Annotated in this window: 11 protein-coding genes and 3 tRNA genes; 5 read left to right on the top strand and 9 right to left on the bottom strand. The window is 66.1% G+C overall.

All coding sequences use genetic code 11. The annotated features are described in order from the left end of the window. Position 1: 1 nt before the first annotated feature. Positions 2–1,354, bottom strand: a complete 1,353-nt coding sequence (locus E3T40_RS05695) for a hypothetical protein (protein ID WP_166786589.1) — start codon at positions 1,352–1,354, stop codon at positions 2–4. Positions 1,355–1,446: 92 nt separating this feature from the next. Here E3T40_RS05695 and E3T40_RS05690 point away from each other — a divergent pair, with 92 nt between their 5' ends. Then, a complete protein-coding gene (locus E3T40_RS05690) occupies positions 1,447–2,118 on the top strand; it encodes a hypothetical protein (RefSeq protein WP_104170513.1) in 672 nt (223 codons plus the stop codon). A 4-nt stretch (positions 2,119–2,122) separates the two neighbouring features. Here E3T40_RS05690 and E3T40_RS05685 read toward each other — a convergent pair whose 3' ends face one another. The 4 genes from E3T40_RS05685 to E3T40_RS05675 form a co-directional block, all read right to left on the bottom strand. After that, positions 2,123–4,729, bottom strand: coding sequence for a WecB/TagA/CpsF family glycosyltransferase (locus E3T40_RS05685; protein WP_166786588.1), 2,607 nt, complete (start codon positions 4,727–4,729; stop codon positions 2,123–2,125). 106 nt (positions 4,730–4,835) lie between these two features. Beyond that, entirely contained in the window at positions 4,836–5,546 is a 711-nt protein-coding gene (locus E3T40_RS16320) for a hypothetical protein (RefSeq protein WP_166786587.1), read from the bottom strand. Continuing rightward, positions 5,543–6,208 carry an acyltransferase gene (locus E3T40_RS05680; RefSeq protein WP_134542870.1) on the bottom strand — a complete coding sequence of 222 codons (666 nt, stop codon included), beginning with the start codon at positions 6,206–6,208 and terminating at the stop codon, positions 5,543–5,545. Before E3T40_RS05680 ends, E3T40_RS16320 begins: the two co-directional genes overlap by 4 nt. Continuing rightward, positions 6,208–7,644, bottom strand: a complete 1,437-nt coding sequence (locus E3T40_RS05675; RefSeq protein ID WP_134542869.1) for a sugar transferase — start codon at positions 7,642–7,644, stop codon at positions 6,208–6,210. Before E3T40_RS05675 ends, E3T40_RS05680 begins: the two co-directional genes overlap by 1 nt. Positions 7,645–8,284: 640 nt before the next feature. Between E3T40_RS05675 and lhgO the strand changes: the two genes are divergently transcribed. Together lhgO and E3T40_RS05665 are read left to right on the top strand one after the other, a co-directional pair. Further along, positions 8,285–9,424: an L-2-hydroxyglutarate oxidase gene (gene lhgO, locus E3T40_RS05670; RefSeq protein WP_241981681.1), complete on the top strand. Its 1,140-nt coding sequence runs from the start codon at positions 8,285–8,287 to the stop codon at positions 9,422–9,424. Positions 9,425–9,498: 74 nt separating this feature from the next. Then, on the top strand, positions 9,499–10,377 hold the full coding sequence (locus E3T40_RS05665; protein ID WP_134542867.1) for a neutral zinc metallopeptidase: 879 nt from the start codon (positions 9,499–9,501) through the stop codon (positions 10,375–10,377). Positions 10,378–10,387: 10 nt separating this feature from the next. On the opposite strand, the gene E3T40_RS05660 is transcribed toward E3T40_RS05665, so the two are convergent. From E3T40_RS05660 to E3T40_RS05645, 4 genes are all read right to left on the bottom strand, one after another. Next, entirely contained in the window at positions 10,388–10,972 is a 585-nt protein-coding gene (locus E3T40_RS05660) for an acyltransferase (RefSeq protein WP_134542866.1), read from the bottom strand. A gap of 404 nt (positions 10,973–11,376) precedes the next feature. Next, positions 11,377–11,449: transfer RNA gene (locus E3T40_RS05655), tRNA-Phe, on the bottom strand. A gap of 67 nt (positions 11,450–11,516) precedes the next feature. Beyond that, positions 11,517–11,590: transfer RNA gene (locus E3T40_RS05650), tRNA-Asp, on the bottom strand. Between the two features lie 86 nt (positions 11,591–11,676). Continuing rightward, positions 11,677–11,749 (bottom strand) — tRNA-Glu (locus tag E3T40_RS05645). Between the two features lie 238 nt (positions 11,750–11,987). On the opposite strand from E3T40_RS05645, the gene E3T40_RS05640 reads away from it, so the two are divergent. After that, entirely contained in the window at positions 11,988–13,400 is a 1,413-nt protein-coding gene (locus E3T40_RS05640) for a M23 family metallopeptidase (protein WP_134542865.1), read from the top strand. After that, a partial coding sequence (locus E3T40_RS05635) for an NlpC/P60 family protein (RefSeq protein ID WP_134542864.1) occupies positions 13,393–14,278 on the top strand: 886 nt, incomplete at its 3' end. The genes E3T40_RS05640 and E3T40_RS05635, both read left to right, overlap by 8 nt.

The following is a 14,278-nucleotide window of genomic DNA, read 5'->3' as shown; positions in this document are numbered from 1 at the left end:
CCTAGATGGCGAGGCGGTAGATGTGGTACGAGTACTCGTGCTCGAAGGTGTCGCTGAAAGTTCCGTCAGCGGCGACCGGGAGGGTGCGACCTTCCCCGATGACCTCGACGGATGTCCCGACGAGGCCGGTCGGCAGGGTGAAGGTGCGCTCGCCGGGGTTGGACGTCCCGTCCACCATCGCGAAGATATAGGCAGACCCGCTGTCGGCCTTCAACATCGTGTCGAGTCCGGCCCCGAAGCTGTGTGCGTACGACTGGGTGTTGAGCGCCCGCGCCAGAGAGTGGATCCTGTGGTTCACGGCCTGCGCCGCTGCCACCTGGGGAGCCCCGCAGAAGTCTTCCTCCATCTGCGACTGGCGGAAGAGGCTTCCTCCCTGGCAGGGGCCGGTGAAGCTCTGGTTGAAATACACGATGCCACGCGCCTCGTTGATGACTGAGCTCATGACCGCGCCCTCGAGCTGGCCCGCCGTGATGCTGGCCACGAACGGACCCTCTCCGGGGCCCCCGTTCAGATTCTCCACGAACTGCCACAGCGGTTGCAGCACACCGTCCGAGGCATCCCGTTGGCGCAGCATGTCCATCGTTTGGCCGTAGGACGACGCCGTGCGGCAATTGTCCTTACTAATCGGGTTCAGGTAGGCCTCGCCGCGGTAGATCGACCAATCACAGAACGGAATCGTATACCAGTACATGTCAACCGACACCGCGTCGGTGTAATCGTTGACGTAAGCCTGGTGATCGGCCGTGGTCCCATCCGTGCTGATGACCGTCTGGGTGAAGTTGGCGTAATTGAAGCGTCCGTTGCCGGCAACCTCTTCGCTGCGCTCCTGCAGGTGGGCGCGGCCATCCTCCGGTGTGAACCGGCCGTCGACCTCGTCATCGAGGAAGTTCCCAACCCAGTTGGTGCTCGCTTCCGTGAACGTTCCGTTCAGCTTGGTGCCGATCCAGAAAATTTCGTTGTCCTCGAACAGCTTGTAGTCGGTTCCCTCCCACATGCCTATATAAGTGTTGATGCCCAGGTCCTTGTCGTACTGGGCTTCGGCATCGTTGGAGACACCGTTGTACCAGACCACAATCGGGAAGAAGTCGGGGTTGTCCCAGCCGGCCGCAGCCGCGGCGCTGAATTGGTTCCAATACTCGGGTCCGCCTTCCCAGGGGATGCGCGGCAGGTCGAGTGTTGTCGGCCTGGGTGCCGAGGTCACGGCAGGCGGCGGCGGTGCGGAGGGCGCGGACCTCTCCGATGAGGTGTTGCTCGGCTGGGAGGGGTTCGCGAGCATCAAGACGAGGGCAGAGACGAGGCCCGCTCCTGCCACGACCGCAATAATGGCTGCCGACCGAGCCGTACGCGCCTTCATCGTCCCGCCCTTCCTGATCGGGGTGGCCTTGCCCCGATCCGCAATTGCCCAGTACTATAACCAGCCCCGGCCCACTCCGCAGGAGAGGCAAGATGACCGCCAGGCAGCTGATCCGTGTGCTCATTCGGCGCTGGTACGTGGTGCTCGCGTGCATGCTGCTGACCGTGGGAGCCCTCAACCTGGCCACCAGCGTGAACGGCGTCTATTGGACACAGGTCGACGCCGTGCTGCTGCCGCCCAACAGCACGAATTCCATCGAGTACCAGAACGCCAGCCTCGTTCATTTCGCGGCGATCATCGAAAGAGAACTGAACGGCGGATCCGACACGGCAAAGAAGTCCGCGTCGAGAGCGCCGCTGTATGGCACCGGTGTGCGCAACGGGTACAAAATCACTCTGCCGAATTCGGGGGGACAGTGGAGCTCCAACTTCAATCGAGCAGTCCTGGCCGTTGAAGTGGTCGGCTCGAGTCCGGAGCGCGTCGACCAAATGCGTGTCGAGGTCCTGGCCCGTATCAACGATCTGATTCGGAACAAACAGCAGAGCCTCGGTGCTGCACCGCGGGATTTGATCACGGTTCTCGAATCCCCGGCGCAACCGGTCATCCGTTACGCCGAGGGCAACCAGAGGCGGGCCAGTGCTGCAGTCGGCATCATGGGCGCGGGAATCGCCATTGCCGCGAGCCGGCTGGTCGATGGCGCTCTCAATCTTCGGCGCCGCCGTCATCGGGCGCCCGCACGGGTCGCCGAGCCGGCTCCGGTCTGATCGCTCATCGACTTGAATCGTCTCTCTCCCATTTCTTCCGGCGGCTCCTCGCCGCTGCCACACGGCCCGTGCCCGTGAGCGCTGCATAAGTCAGTGCATCCCACGCGCTTGCCGGGCCGCGAACGGACCATGCCAGTTCACGCATGCTGCGCACGGTGGTCGAACTGGAACTCGACTCGATCGTGCCTCGGTGCTGCCGGGTCAGGACGGCGATCAGTCCACGGATGCTGCGCGGCGTCCGGACTCGTACCGGTACCGTGTCCAGGGTGGTCTTTTCATCCGAGGTGAAGATCGTGTCGACGAAAAGGTCATCCGCGGTGAGTGCGGGGAAGGCGCCGAACCGGTCATGTCCGGCGGCATTCACGGCATACACTCCGGCACCCCAGAGCGCGGAGTGCATCGACGGCATACGACCGCGAGCGCGATAGTAGGCTCGTACCAGTGGCGAGGCCCCGGTCGTGTCATACCGGAAGGCCGGGCGAGCGGCGAGAAGGTTTCCCGACGACAGGGTGGAGAACACGGCGTGCACGGCATCGGTCGTGATCTCGATATCGGCGTCCAGATAGATCCGCGGCCACGCGCTGGCTTCGCCATCACCCGCGTTGAGCGCGGCAGTCTTGGAGGACTCCGTGATCTCCACGACTCGAACGTCCGGGAAAGTGCGGGCGATCGAGGCGGTTGCGTCGGTGCAGCCGTTACAGCTCACGATGATCTCCGCTTCGTTCCTTTCAGCCAACGGGGCGAGGGCGCGCAGGGTACGTCCGATCACCGCGGCCTCGTTGTGAGCCGGGATGATGATCGAGCCGGCTGGGTGCCCTGACGGAACGGAGGTGGGGGCCGTGCGGGTTGAATGCGGGAGCCGCCGCCATTGGTCCGGATGGGTCAGGATGCCCAGTGTGGCGCGGTTGACGGCCACCCTACTGCGCAGCAATTCGTGCAGGATCACCGTGGAATGGAAGGCCGCGGCATAAAGGGCCGAACGGTGCTTTCGGATGTAACGCACCCGGTTGACGGTGAGAAGCGCATCCAACACGGGAGAAGCCCCCGAGCCGCCCTGGGCGTGGATCATGGTGGCTTCGGGTTCGTACCAGATCGTGGCGCCCGCGTCCCGGATCCTCCGCAGGTAGTCCGTCTCCTCGGAGTAGAGGAAGAACCGCTCGTCCCACGCACCGATCATCTCCGCGATATCCCGGCGGAAAAGCAGGGCGGCTCCGGTTGCCCAGTCGACACGATGCGCGTGCTGGTAGCTTTCCGGGTCAGTATCGAACTCGGACAGCCAGCCCGGACGGTGATTGTCGCGCCGCCCGAAGAGGGCATCGCCGAGAGCCCTGGTCACAGTGGGCTCACGCCGGATCGAATGGTAGGTGGTGCGATCCGCATTGAGAAGGCGGGGTACGATCGCGCCCGCTCCCGTGAGGCTCATCCGGTTCAGCATGGTGTGCAGCGCCCCGCGCTCCACGGTCAAGTCTGCGTTCAGCACCAGGACCGCGTCGGTGGCGCCCGCGTGCGCTCGAGCAGCGTTCACCCCGCCGGCGTAGCCGAGATTGCCGCCGGTGTCCACCGTTATCACACCGGACTCGGCTCCCAGCAGGGCCTTCGTTCCGTCGGTGGAGTCGTTGTCGGCGACGATCACCCGAAGGCGGAGATCGAGGCATTCTCGCCGGAGACTGGCCAGCAGTCGGCCGACGTGGTCGGCACTGTTGTAGGTGACTACGATGACGGCGATATCCGCGTACTCATCGGCCGCGCTGAATCGGCCCTCCGGCGCCGCGGATGGCGACGGTAAGGCCTTCGGGGGTGCGGTAACGGAGGGGATGGCGTCTGCTTCACGCGTACGTCGCACTGCCAGATATGCGGGCGGGTCCTCCACGAGGTAGCGCGAGGCTAGCCTCCTCGGTTCCAGGGCCAGGCGCCAGGTCCACTCGAGGCCGTGGCGTGCGACCCAGTCCGGTGCGCGGCTGACGCGCCTGGCGAGGAAATCGACGACGGCCCCGAAGGCGAGTAGCACCTGGGCTCCGGTCTCGGCGCCGTGCCTCGCAATCCAGAGTTCCTGACGAGGTTTGCCGAGTGCGACCACGAGCAGGTCGGTGCGGGCGGCCGCAACTTCGTGGGCGAGCGCTATGGAGCGCTCCGGGTCGCCGAGATCGTCGCGGGACGGCGTCCAGAAGCCCGAGATCAGGAGCGAAGGATGTTCCCGCGCGAGTTGCGTGCGGAGTTGCTCGTGCGTACTCTCGGCGCCGCCGAAGAAGCCGATCCGAGTTCCGTCGCGCTCGGCGCGGGCGATGATCGGACCGATCAGATCGCTGCCCGCCAGCCGGGGCCAGCTGTGACCGGTCAGGCGCCGGGCCTGCGTGGCCAACGGCGCACCATCGACCAGATTCAGCCATTCGAGCTGAGGCGGCTCCCCTCTGCTGCCTGCTCGTTCGAGCGTGCCGATCCACCGTGAGCCGGCGCCGAAATGGTGGATGTGGTCCAGGTTCACGGAGGCAACGGCGAGTGCTACTCTGCTGCGGGTGGTCGCGCGGGAGGCGATGTACTCCACCGCGTCGTTGAACTCCCGCAGGTCGACGGGGGCGCCGCCCAGTGAGATCCGGGTCGCGCTTATCGTCATGCGCGCACCGTGAAACGGGGGCAGGCAGTCGGCCGGGGCCGAGCGCTCAGAGGGCCTGGGCGGTGCTGGCGGTGAGGGAACATGGGTAACCCTTCTGGTTGACGTGCTAACCGGCCGAGCCGAAAACAGCGAAGACCGTGTACTCCGATCCCTGCCGTGTCGCCGTAACTGTGAGGGTGATCGCGTCGGCACCGCGAGCGAATGACACTGCGGTCGAGCCGCCCACCGAGGCGGACGAGCTGCCGGCGAGGCCCAGCTTCCCGAAGGCTGTCTGGTAGAACGTGACCACGTCCTGGGTGCTGTCCGGGGTCGTCGCATCCAGTCCGGCCTGCACGATACCGTCGCTGGAGGAGACGGATGTGGTTCCGAGGACCGATTTCGGGGCGACGGGAATGGCACTCGGGAATCCAGGGACCATTGATCCGTTCGCTGTGGCGGATTCGGGTGGCGAACCGGTGAGGAGGGGTTTGAGCGGTTCGGAGGGAGGTAAAATGCTGATGTCATCCGTGCCTGGGATGGGAGCCTGCGTCGGCCAGCCGGACCCGCGGTCAGTGGGGCTGAGGCTGAGGCTGGGGGCCGGGTCTGGGTCTGGGTTCGGGTCCGGGCCCGCTGAGCCTTTCGGCGTGAGCGGTTCGCTCGTGGAGGGAGCGGAGGTGTCGCCCGGTGTCGCTGCCCCGGACGCTGATGGCGTGACGGGACCCTGTGTCTGGGCGCCGGAGGACGCGGTTTCGCCGGGGCTGTTGAACGCGACAGCGGCGCCAACGGCGACGACAGCGATGGCAAGCGCGGAGGCGGCGATCACATGTTTTCGCGTCATGGAAAAGCTCCGTCTGTGACGCGAGGCTGCGGAGTGATATCGGCCAGGGAGCTCTCGGCGTGTTTGCCCAGGGTGGTCAGGCGGAGTCGTGTCCCGTCCTCGTCTTCCATGAACTCGTCCCCCGTAGCCGGGCAGGCGAATCGATGGTCTCCCTCGTCGTGCAGACGAACGCCGTTGCGGCCGACCCAGCCGATGCGGCGCGCGGGAACCCCGGCCACCAGCGCGAACTCGGGTACGTCTTTGGTCACGACGGCACCAGCGGCAACCATCGCCCAGCGGCCAATCGTGACGGGGGCGACGCAGACGGAGTGGGCACCGATGGACGCGCCTGTTCGCACGGTCACGCCAACCATCTCCCAGTCTTCCGACTTCTTCCTCGTCCCGTCGATGTTCGTGGCCCGAGGAGAGACGTCATTCGTGAAGACCGCTGCGGGGCCGACAAAGACGCCGTCCTCTAGCAGGGCCGGCTCGTACACGAGCGCGTAGTTCTGCACCTTGCAGTTCTTGCCGAGGATGACGCCGGGCCCGATGTAAGCGCCGCGCCCGAGGATGCAGCCCGGGCCGAGCCGGGCATACTCTCGAACCTGGGCCAGATGCCAGACCTGGCTTCCCTCCCCGATCACAGCGCTCGGGTCGACGTCGGCCGTTTGTGCGATGTCCATCAGTAGGCTCCAACCGGGTTGACGACGACACGGAAGGTTCGCCAGAGGATGATGAGGTCGCCCGTGAGTGACCAGTTCTCGACGTAGTACAGATCGAGCCGCACACTCTCCTCCCAGCTGAGGTCGGAGCGTCCGCTGATCTGCCAGAGTCCGGTGAGGCCGGGTTTGATGTAGAGGCGACGGTGAACATGCGTGTCGTATCCGCGAACCTCGGCGGGTAGCGGCGGTCGAGGACCGACGAGGCTCATGTCTCCGACCAAGACGTTCCACAACTGGGGTAGCTCGTCGAGGGAATACTTGCGGATGACCCGTCCGACCCGGGTGACCCGGGGGTCATTCCGCATCTTGAACAGGAGTCCGGAGCCCTCGTTGCGTTCGCGGAGGAGACCGAGCCTTGCTTCTGCGTCACTCGACATCGAGCGGAACTTGAGTATCCGGAAGGTGTGTCCGTTGCGTCCGACGCGCTCCTGCAGAAACAGAACGGGACCTGACGTGTCGAGCTTGATGAGCGCTACGATCACGGCCAGCAGGGGGAGCAACATGAGAAGCGCGAAGGCGGACACGATGACATCCACGCTGCGCTTGAGGACGTACTTTCCGCCTTGGAAGTGGGGTATTTCAACGTGGATCAGGGGGAGACCCTCGACGGGGCGAAAGTGAATGCGAGGGCCTGCGACATCCGTCAGTCGGCTAGAGAGAACGAGCTCGGCGGAAGTGCCCTCCAGTTCCCACCCGAGGTTGCGCACGTAGTGGCTTCCACCGCTAGGGTGGCCAGCCACGATGACGGTGTCGATCCCCATCGCAATGGTGGCTTGGGCGATCCGGGCGAAGTCGGCGACGATCGGAACTTTGTGCTTGCCCGCCGAAATGGTACCGCCCACCCCCGCGGTGTCCAGGGCCGCGCCGACGATGCAGTACGCGGCCCCGGAGTGCTGGTCCATCTGGCCGATCACGTACTCGATGTCGTCGCGGTTGCCGACGACGATGGCTCGGGACAGGTAGTGGCCGAATCGCCGTTGGTTCAACAGCCATTTGCGCCAGAGCCAGCGAGCGAGCGTGAGCGCGGTGAGGCCGAGGGGAAGGGCGAGGAGGAAGTAGGCGCGCGCCGCGTCGATGTCGAGCAAGAGAAAAGCGATGGCCAGCAGGCCGAAGGTGACGACACTGGCGCTGATGACGTGTTTGTACTCGGTGGCGCCGACACCGATGATGCGCGAATCCCTGGTGTGGAAGATTCCCAGGGTGACGATCCAGGTGGTCATGACGACGAGGGGCACCGTCCAGGAATCGATGGGCAGGGGTGCCCGGACAAAGTCCAGCGCACCGAGGTGGGCGAGCAACGCAAACGTGACGACGGACACGATGATGCTGATGTCGGTGATCTGGAGTTTCCTCCGGTAACGCTGGGCCCAAATTCGGCCTGCCGACGGCGAATCCATCGTGAGCGGCGAGTTAGCACCAATCGCCGCGGGGACAGCACGGAGCCTCGAAGACCGCCTTAGGGGCAGGCTGCCCGCCGCCATCGACTCTGGCCACGGGCTGCTCATCTTTCACTCACCTTGATTGCGGGTGCGTGCAGAACGGCGGGGTGCGGCGGGGTGCGGGGGGTCCGGTAGGAGCGGGACGGGGTGGTGCGGAGTCGCCACAAGGCGACACGCGTCAGGTTGGTGTTCACAGTCATTCCCTGCAGTTCGGGTTTACAGGTCAGTGCGGGCAGTGCCAGGTGCTCTCGGTAACGCCGGGTTAACATCGGTCCTGCCGGACTATGGCGGGTATGTCCATTGACCGGAAGATCCAGCAACATGATGAATCCTCAGGTGCCGGTGAAGGGAATATACTCCGATTTCGATTCCGATGCCGGTTGCGGTTACCGCTCCCGGGCCGGCGTCATCCGACGGGGACCGGGACCGGTGGATCCGTTCGACGGGTCTGTTCACGACTCCGGCATCTGAGCTATCCTCCTTGTGAAATAGCCCGTCAATAAAAACAACGCATTCGCGAAGCGGCCGGGCACCCAGGAGGGCCACCATGGCGCGAGCGTCAGTAACCGTCATCGGCGGCGGCATACTGGGGCTCGCCGTGGCGGAACGGCTCTCTCGGAGCGGCACCAATGTCACGCTGCTCGAAAAAGAGAGCACGTGGTCAGCTCACCAAACGGGACACAATTCCGGGGTGATCCATGCCGGCCCTTACTACGCGCCGGGATCGCTCAAGGCAACCCTGTGCACCGCCGGTAACCGGTCGATGGTCGAGTTCGCGAGGGAGCACGGCGTCCCCCATGAACTCTGCGGGAAACTCATTGTCGCCGTCACCAAGGAGGAGATTCCCCGGTTGGAGCACCTGTACCAGCGCGCGATGGCCAATGGGGTCCCGGCGCGCATCGTGTCGGAGGAAGAAGCCCGGGAATTCGAGCCCAATGTCAGTGCGCTGCGGGCACTGCGGGTCGAGTCGACCGGAATCATCGACTACTCCCAAGTCGGCAGCGCATTCGCGCAACTGGCCGCTGGCCGGGGTGCCGAACTCATCCGAGGCGCACGGGTCGAGCGTATCGACGCGACGAGTGCAGGCGTTGTCGTGGACTACGGAACCGGCCACGTGGCGTCCGATTTTCTTATCAACTGCGCCGGTCTACAGGCTGACCGTATCGCCGCCCTTGCCGGCGTCGCTCCGTCCGTGCGGATCGTGCCGTTCCGGGGCGAATACTACGAACTCGTACCGGAGAAGCGAGGTCTGGTGAATGGCCTCGTCTACCCCGTACCAGACCCGTCGCTGCCCTTCCTCGGCGTGCACCTGACCCGAATGATGGATGGCTCCGTACATGCGGGCCCGAACGCCGTGCTGGCTCTGGCGAGAGAGGGGTACGACTGGAAAACGATCGACCTGCGCGATGCCTTCGACTCGATCGGCTATCCGGGGTTCCTACGAATGGCGGGCCGAAACGTGGGAACTGGCGCACGCGAGGTCGCCCGATCGCTCTCCAAGGGACTATTCGCTCGCAGTCTGGCGAAGCTGGTACCCACCATCGAAAGAAACGACATCGTGCGCGCCGGCGCCGGTGTGCGCGCCCAGGCGGTGCGTCGGGATGGCACCCTGGCAGATGATTTCGTGATCCAGCGGGCAGCCAACCAGGTGCATGTCCTCAACGCACCGTCACCCGCAGCGACGAGCGCGCTCGAGATTGCCCGATACATTGTGGACATCGCGGGACTTTGCCGCTGACTCGGCTCAGTCCAGCGTGAGCCGCTCTCTCGGGTCAGGTGAATTTCTCATTGCTGACCGGGTAGCTTTTTCTCATGACATTCAACGACAACGCGAACATCGGCGGCGGCCGGGTCAGCAAAAGGGGCCGCACCGCGGGAATCGCAGTGGGCGGCGGCGTGGGTGCGATCGCCCTCTTTCTGCTCTCACAGCTCCTGGGTGTCGACCTGAGCGGCCTGGCCGGCGGCGGCACGCAGCCCGTCGACAGCGGCAGCGTGTCGAATCTGTCCGAGTGCACGACCGGCGCCCAGGCGAACGAAGACGTCGACTGCCGGATCAAGGGCGCGGCGGCGTCCCTCGACGTATTCTGGGCTGAGGAACTGCCCGCCCGCGGAGCCGAATACGAGCGGCCGCCGGTTGCGCTGTTCACCGACAGCGTCGGAACCGGGTGCGGCGGGGCCACCAGCGCCACCGGGCCGTTCTACTGCCCGCCGGATGCGACCATCTACATCGACACCGCGTTCTTCGGCGACCTGCGCACCCGCTTTGGCTCGTCGGGCGGCCCGCTCGCCGAAATGTACGTCGTGGCGCACGAATGGGGCCACCACATCCAGAATCTCGATGGAACCCTCGCGGCCTCCCAGGATGGACAGACCGGGGCCGGCTCCAACGCGGTGCGCGTCGAACTTATGGCCGATTGTTTCGCCGGCGCCTGGGCCGGGGCCGCCTCCGACACCCGCGACACCGGCGGAGTGCCCTTCCTGAAGCCCATCACCCCGGCACAGATTCAAGATGCGCTCAGTGCGGCATCCGCGATCGGCGACGACCGCATCCAGGAGTCCATGCAGGGCCAGGTCAACCCGGAGGCCTGGACCCACGGCTCCAGCGAACAGCGCCAGCGGTGGTTCCAGACCGGCTTCGACGACGGCGCCGGTAGCTGCGACACGTTCGTGCCGGCCGACGCGGTGCTGTAGAGCGGGCGGGTCAGTTGCGCGTGAGCATGCCGTCGTGTTCGGTGTAATCTTCGCCGGTGACCGGACACACGAAGCGGTTGTCTCCCTCGGCCCGCAGGGGCAGGCCGCTGCGTCCGACCCAGCCGGTGCGCCGAGCCGGCACGCCGACCACCAGGGCGTAGTCGGGGACATTCTCGGTGACGACCGCACCGGCTGCCACCATGGCCCACCGTCCGATCGTGAGCGGGGCGATGCAGACCGCGTGGGCGCCGATCGACGCGCCGGTACGCACGGTCACCCCCACGAGGTCGCGGTCGTCGGTGGCCCTGAGCGTTCCGTCGGGATTCATGGCCCGAGGATGCGTGTCATTGGTGAAGACCGCCGCGGCGCCCACGAAAACCCCGTCCTCCAATAGGGAAGGCTCGTAGATGACCGCGTAGTCCTGGATCGTACAGTGCCGCCCAACCACGACGCCGGGTCCGATATAGGCGCCGCGGGCGAGAACGCACTCGGGGCCCAACCGCGCGTATTCGCGCACCTGCACCAGCGGGCGGATCGTGCAACCGGGGCCGATGATGGCGCTTGGATCGATCTCGGCCGACGCCGCGACTCCCATCACGGCCCCTCGGGCGGCAGGAAAAGGGTCGGGTGCGCCGCGAGGGGGCGGAGGAATCGACGATAAAGAAGCGTATTCACGGTGATTCCCTGCAGTTCGGGTTACAGGTCGAAGAAGTGCTGCCGCGGTGGTTGCCGCGTGCGCCGCTGCCGGGAATCCTCGCACGACATCTGCGAACAATCTGACGTTTTCTCAGCGTGTCACAGCACGGAATGTACCCCCGTTCGGACGCGAGCTACTAGGACCTCTTCGGGGGGGGGGGGGGGGGGTNNGGGGGGGGGGGGGGCTTGGTTCGGGAGATGAACGCGCTGCGAGCCGGAGTCTTCCCCGGGCGGCCTACGGATACCGGGCTGCGAGGCAAAAAAAGAAGGCCACCCCAGTAGAAGCCTGGGAATGACCTTCAGTGGCCCCGACCGGCGTCGATCCGGTGACCTTTCGATTTTCAGTCGAACGCTCTACCAACTGAGCTACAGGGCCAGAAGTGGCTTCGAGAAGCCGCTCCAAGGAAAAAAACCCTCTCTTTCGAAAGGGCCTGTTGCCTGTGCGACCCTGACCGGACTTGAACCGGCGACCTCCGCCGTGACAGGGCGGCGCGCTAACCAACTGCGCTACAGGGCCTCGTAAGAAGAACTAACGAGAGTCGAACTTTGTCTAGCTGTTTTCGTACTTCCTTATTCTTGCACATCCCAGACCTGCAGGATGCGTAGCCCCAACGGGATTCGAACCCGTGTTAACGCCGTGAAAGGGCGCCGTCCTAGGCCGCTAAACGATGGGGCCGAGACGCCATAAACCTCATGGCTTCCGACGCATAAGCATACGGTCTACCGCCCGGGAATCTCAAATCGCGAGCAAAAAGAGTTCTTTCCGGGGGTGTCGCAGGCATTGAGCCTGTGAATTTCCCAGGTTTCGCTTGACGGGCCGCTAGATTCAAGGGGGGTGTTTTTGCCCTGTTGTTGTTACTCTGAGCCGGTCTCAAGCAGTAGCAGATGTGTGTAACGAGCCCGATCGGGGAGTAATGAAGCGCACGGCAGTTCCCTTCAGCCGGGAAGCACGAGCGGGAAAGGGGGGTGACGGATCCGCGGGCAGCAGGCGCAGTCGCCGCCACCGTGTCAGCCTGGCGACCGGTTTCGTCGCTGCGCTCTCCCTCTTTGTTTCCCTCATCGGTCCGGCCGGCCCGGCCCAGGCCATCGACTATCCAACGTGGCAGGACGTGCAGAACGCCAAGTCCAACACGGCCGCCGCCTCGGCGCAGGTCAGCCAGATCCAGGGTCTGATCGCCGACCTGCAGACCCAGGTGGCGCAGACCCAAGCCGAATCCGAGGCCCGCGGAGCGGAACTGCAGGCGGCGCAAGAGAAGTTCGACGAGGCCAGCCGGCGCGCCGCCGACCTCGAGGCGCAGTCCGCCGCGAGCTCCGCGGTGGCGGCGACCGCGACTCGCCAGGCCGGCCAACTTGCCGCCCAGCTCTACCGCACCGGCGGCACCGACCTGAGCGTGAACCTCTTTCTCGACGGCGAGGGGCGCGGCGAAGACGCCGATGCGCTCCTGTCCAAGCTCGGCAGCATGAGTAAGCTCGTCGAACGCAGCAGCAGCGTCTACGAGCAGGCGCAGACCGCCACCAACGTGGCCGAGTCTCTGGGCGACCAGGCCAAGGTCGCCCAAGCCGAGCGCGAGAAGCTCCGCATCGCGGCCGAGGAAGCGCTCGTCGCCGCGCAGGCCGCCGCGCAGGCGGCCGCCAATGCCCTGGCCGAGTCGGAGGCGAAGAGAGTCGAACTCGACGCCCAGCTGGCGTTCATGCAGGATGCGCAGGCCACTACGTCGGCCGGCTACGAGGCCGGCGTGGTCGAGCGGGCGCGACTGGCCGCCATCGAAGCGGAACGGGTGCGCGTCGAGCGCGCCGCGGCCAGCGCGCGGGCGGCCGCAGCGGCCGCAGCTGCAGCGGCCGCGAGGCCGAGCAGCGGGGGAGGCTCGTCCAGCAGCTCCGGCAGCTCCGGCGGCTCAGTCGGCGGCGGTGGCTGGGCGGTTCCATCCGGCGGGCGCATCACGGACGGCTACGGCCCGCGTGCGCAGATCTGCGGCAACGAGGGCTGCAGCAAGGGCTTCCACAGCGGCACGGACCTCGGCGCCGGCTGCGGCTCGGGAATCTACGCGGCCAGCAGCGGCACCGTCGTCTACGCCGGTCTCTACGGAACCTACGGCAACTTCGTTTTGATCCAGCACGCCAACGGCATCTCCACCGGGTATGCCCACATCCGCTCGGGCGGCATCTTCGTCTCCAACGGCGAGAGCGTCTCCGCGGGGGAGAACATCGCCAGCGTTGGGGAGACCGGTGCGGCCAGCGGCTGCCACCTCCACTTCGAGGTGCGCACCAACGGCAGCCAGATCAACCCGGTTCCGTTCATGTCGGACCGGGGCGCGTCCCTTGGCTAGGGACACCGACCGGCGGGGGTGGCGCAAGAAGCCCTCCCGTCTGTTCGCGGCGGTCGCCCTCGGAGCTGTCTCGGCATCCGTGGGCGTCGCGGCGCCGGCGGCGTTCGCCGTGCCCGGCTACCCCAGCTGGGACGACGTGGCGAAGGCCAAGCTCAGCGAGGCCACCAAGCAGGCCGAGATCGAATCGATCACCGAGCTGCTCCAGGGCCTGCAGATCTCGGCGGCGGCGGCCACCAAAGCCTCGCTGATCGCGGCGGAGGCCTACCGGGTCGCGCTGGACGACCTCGAAGCGGCCACGGCCCGTGAAGCGAGCCTGGCGAAGCAGGCCCAGACGGCGGAGGCCCGTGCCGCGACCTCGAAGCTGCGGGCTGGCCTGATCGCAGCCCACCTGGCGAAGACCGGAGCCCAGGATCTGTCGCTGAGCCTGTTTCTCAACGGCGACAACTCCGATGAGTTGCTTGGACGGCTCGGCACCGCGAGCAAGCTGAGTGAGCAGTCGGACACGATCTACCGCGAAGCACTGCAGGATAAGAACACCTCCGAGTCGCTCGGGGAGCAGGCGGCATCCGCTGCCGAGGAACGCACCCGGCTCAGCGCGGAATCGCTGACCAGGTACGAGGCGGCGAATGTGGCCGCGCAGGCCGCCGAGACGGCCTACGAGACCGAGCAGCGGCGCTCCACCGAGCTGTTCGCGCAGCTGGCCCTGTTGAAGGACACCACGGCCGAGGCCGAACGCGCCTACCGAGCCGGTCAAGATGCCGAGGCGGCGACGGCGGCCCTCGCCCGGGCGCAGGCGGCGGCCGCCCAAAAGACCGCAGCCGACGCCCAGAAGGCCGCGGGCGGCAAGAGCACGCCCCGGCAGCCGGCGGCCCAGCCCG

The organism is Cryobacterium sp. TMT1-19, from assembly GCF_004403055.1.
In the GTDB taxonomy this organism is placed as follows: domain Bacteria; phylum Actinomycetota; class Actinomycetes; order Actinomycetales; family Microbacteriaceae; genus Cryobacterium; species Cryobacterium sandaracinum.
Note: the sequence above shows the minus strand (reverse complement) of the source record. Positions and strands in the feature narration are given on the sequence as shown.

Coding starts and splice junctions, on each gene's coding strand:
- E3T40_RS16320 (WP_166786587.1), bottom strand. CDS start 5,546: ATGACGCGAAAACATGTGATCGCCGCCTCCGCGCTTGCCATCGCTGTC.
- E3T40_RS05695 (WP_166786589.1), bottom strand. CDS start 1,354: ATGAAGGCGCGTACGGCTCGGTCGGCAGCCATTATTGCGGTCGTGGCA.
- E3T40_RS05665 (WP_134542867.1), top strand. CDS start 9,499: ATGACATTCAACGACAACGCGAACATCGGCGGCGGCCGGGTCAGCAAA.
- E3T40_RS05675 (WP_134542869.1), bottom strand. CDS start 7,644: ATGGATTCGCCGTCGGCAGGCCGAATTTGGGCCCAGCGTTACCGGAGG.
- E3T40_RS05660 (WP_134542866.1), bottom strand. CDS start 10,972: ATGGGAGTCGCGGCGTCGGCCGAGATCGATCCAAGCGCCATCATCGGC.
- E3T40_RS05680 (WP_134542870.1), bottom strand. CDS start 6,208: ATGGACATCGCACAAACGGCCGACGTCGACCCGAGCGCTGTGATCGGG.
- E3T40_RS05685 (WP_166786588.1), bottom strand. CDS start 4,729: ATGACGATAAGCGCGACCCGGATCTCACTGGGCGGCGCCCCCGTCGAC.
- E3T40_RS05640 (WP_134542865.1), top strand. CDS start 11,988: ATGAAGCGCACGGCAGTTCCCTTCAGCCGGGAAGCACGAGCGGGAAAG.
- E3T40_RS05690 (WP_104170513.1), top strand. CDS start 1,447: ATGACCGCCAGGCAGCTGATCCGTGTGCTCATTCGGCGCTGGTACGTG.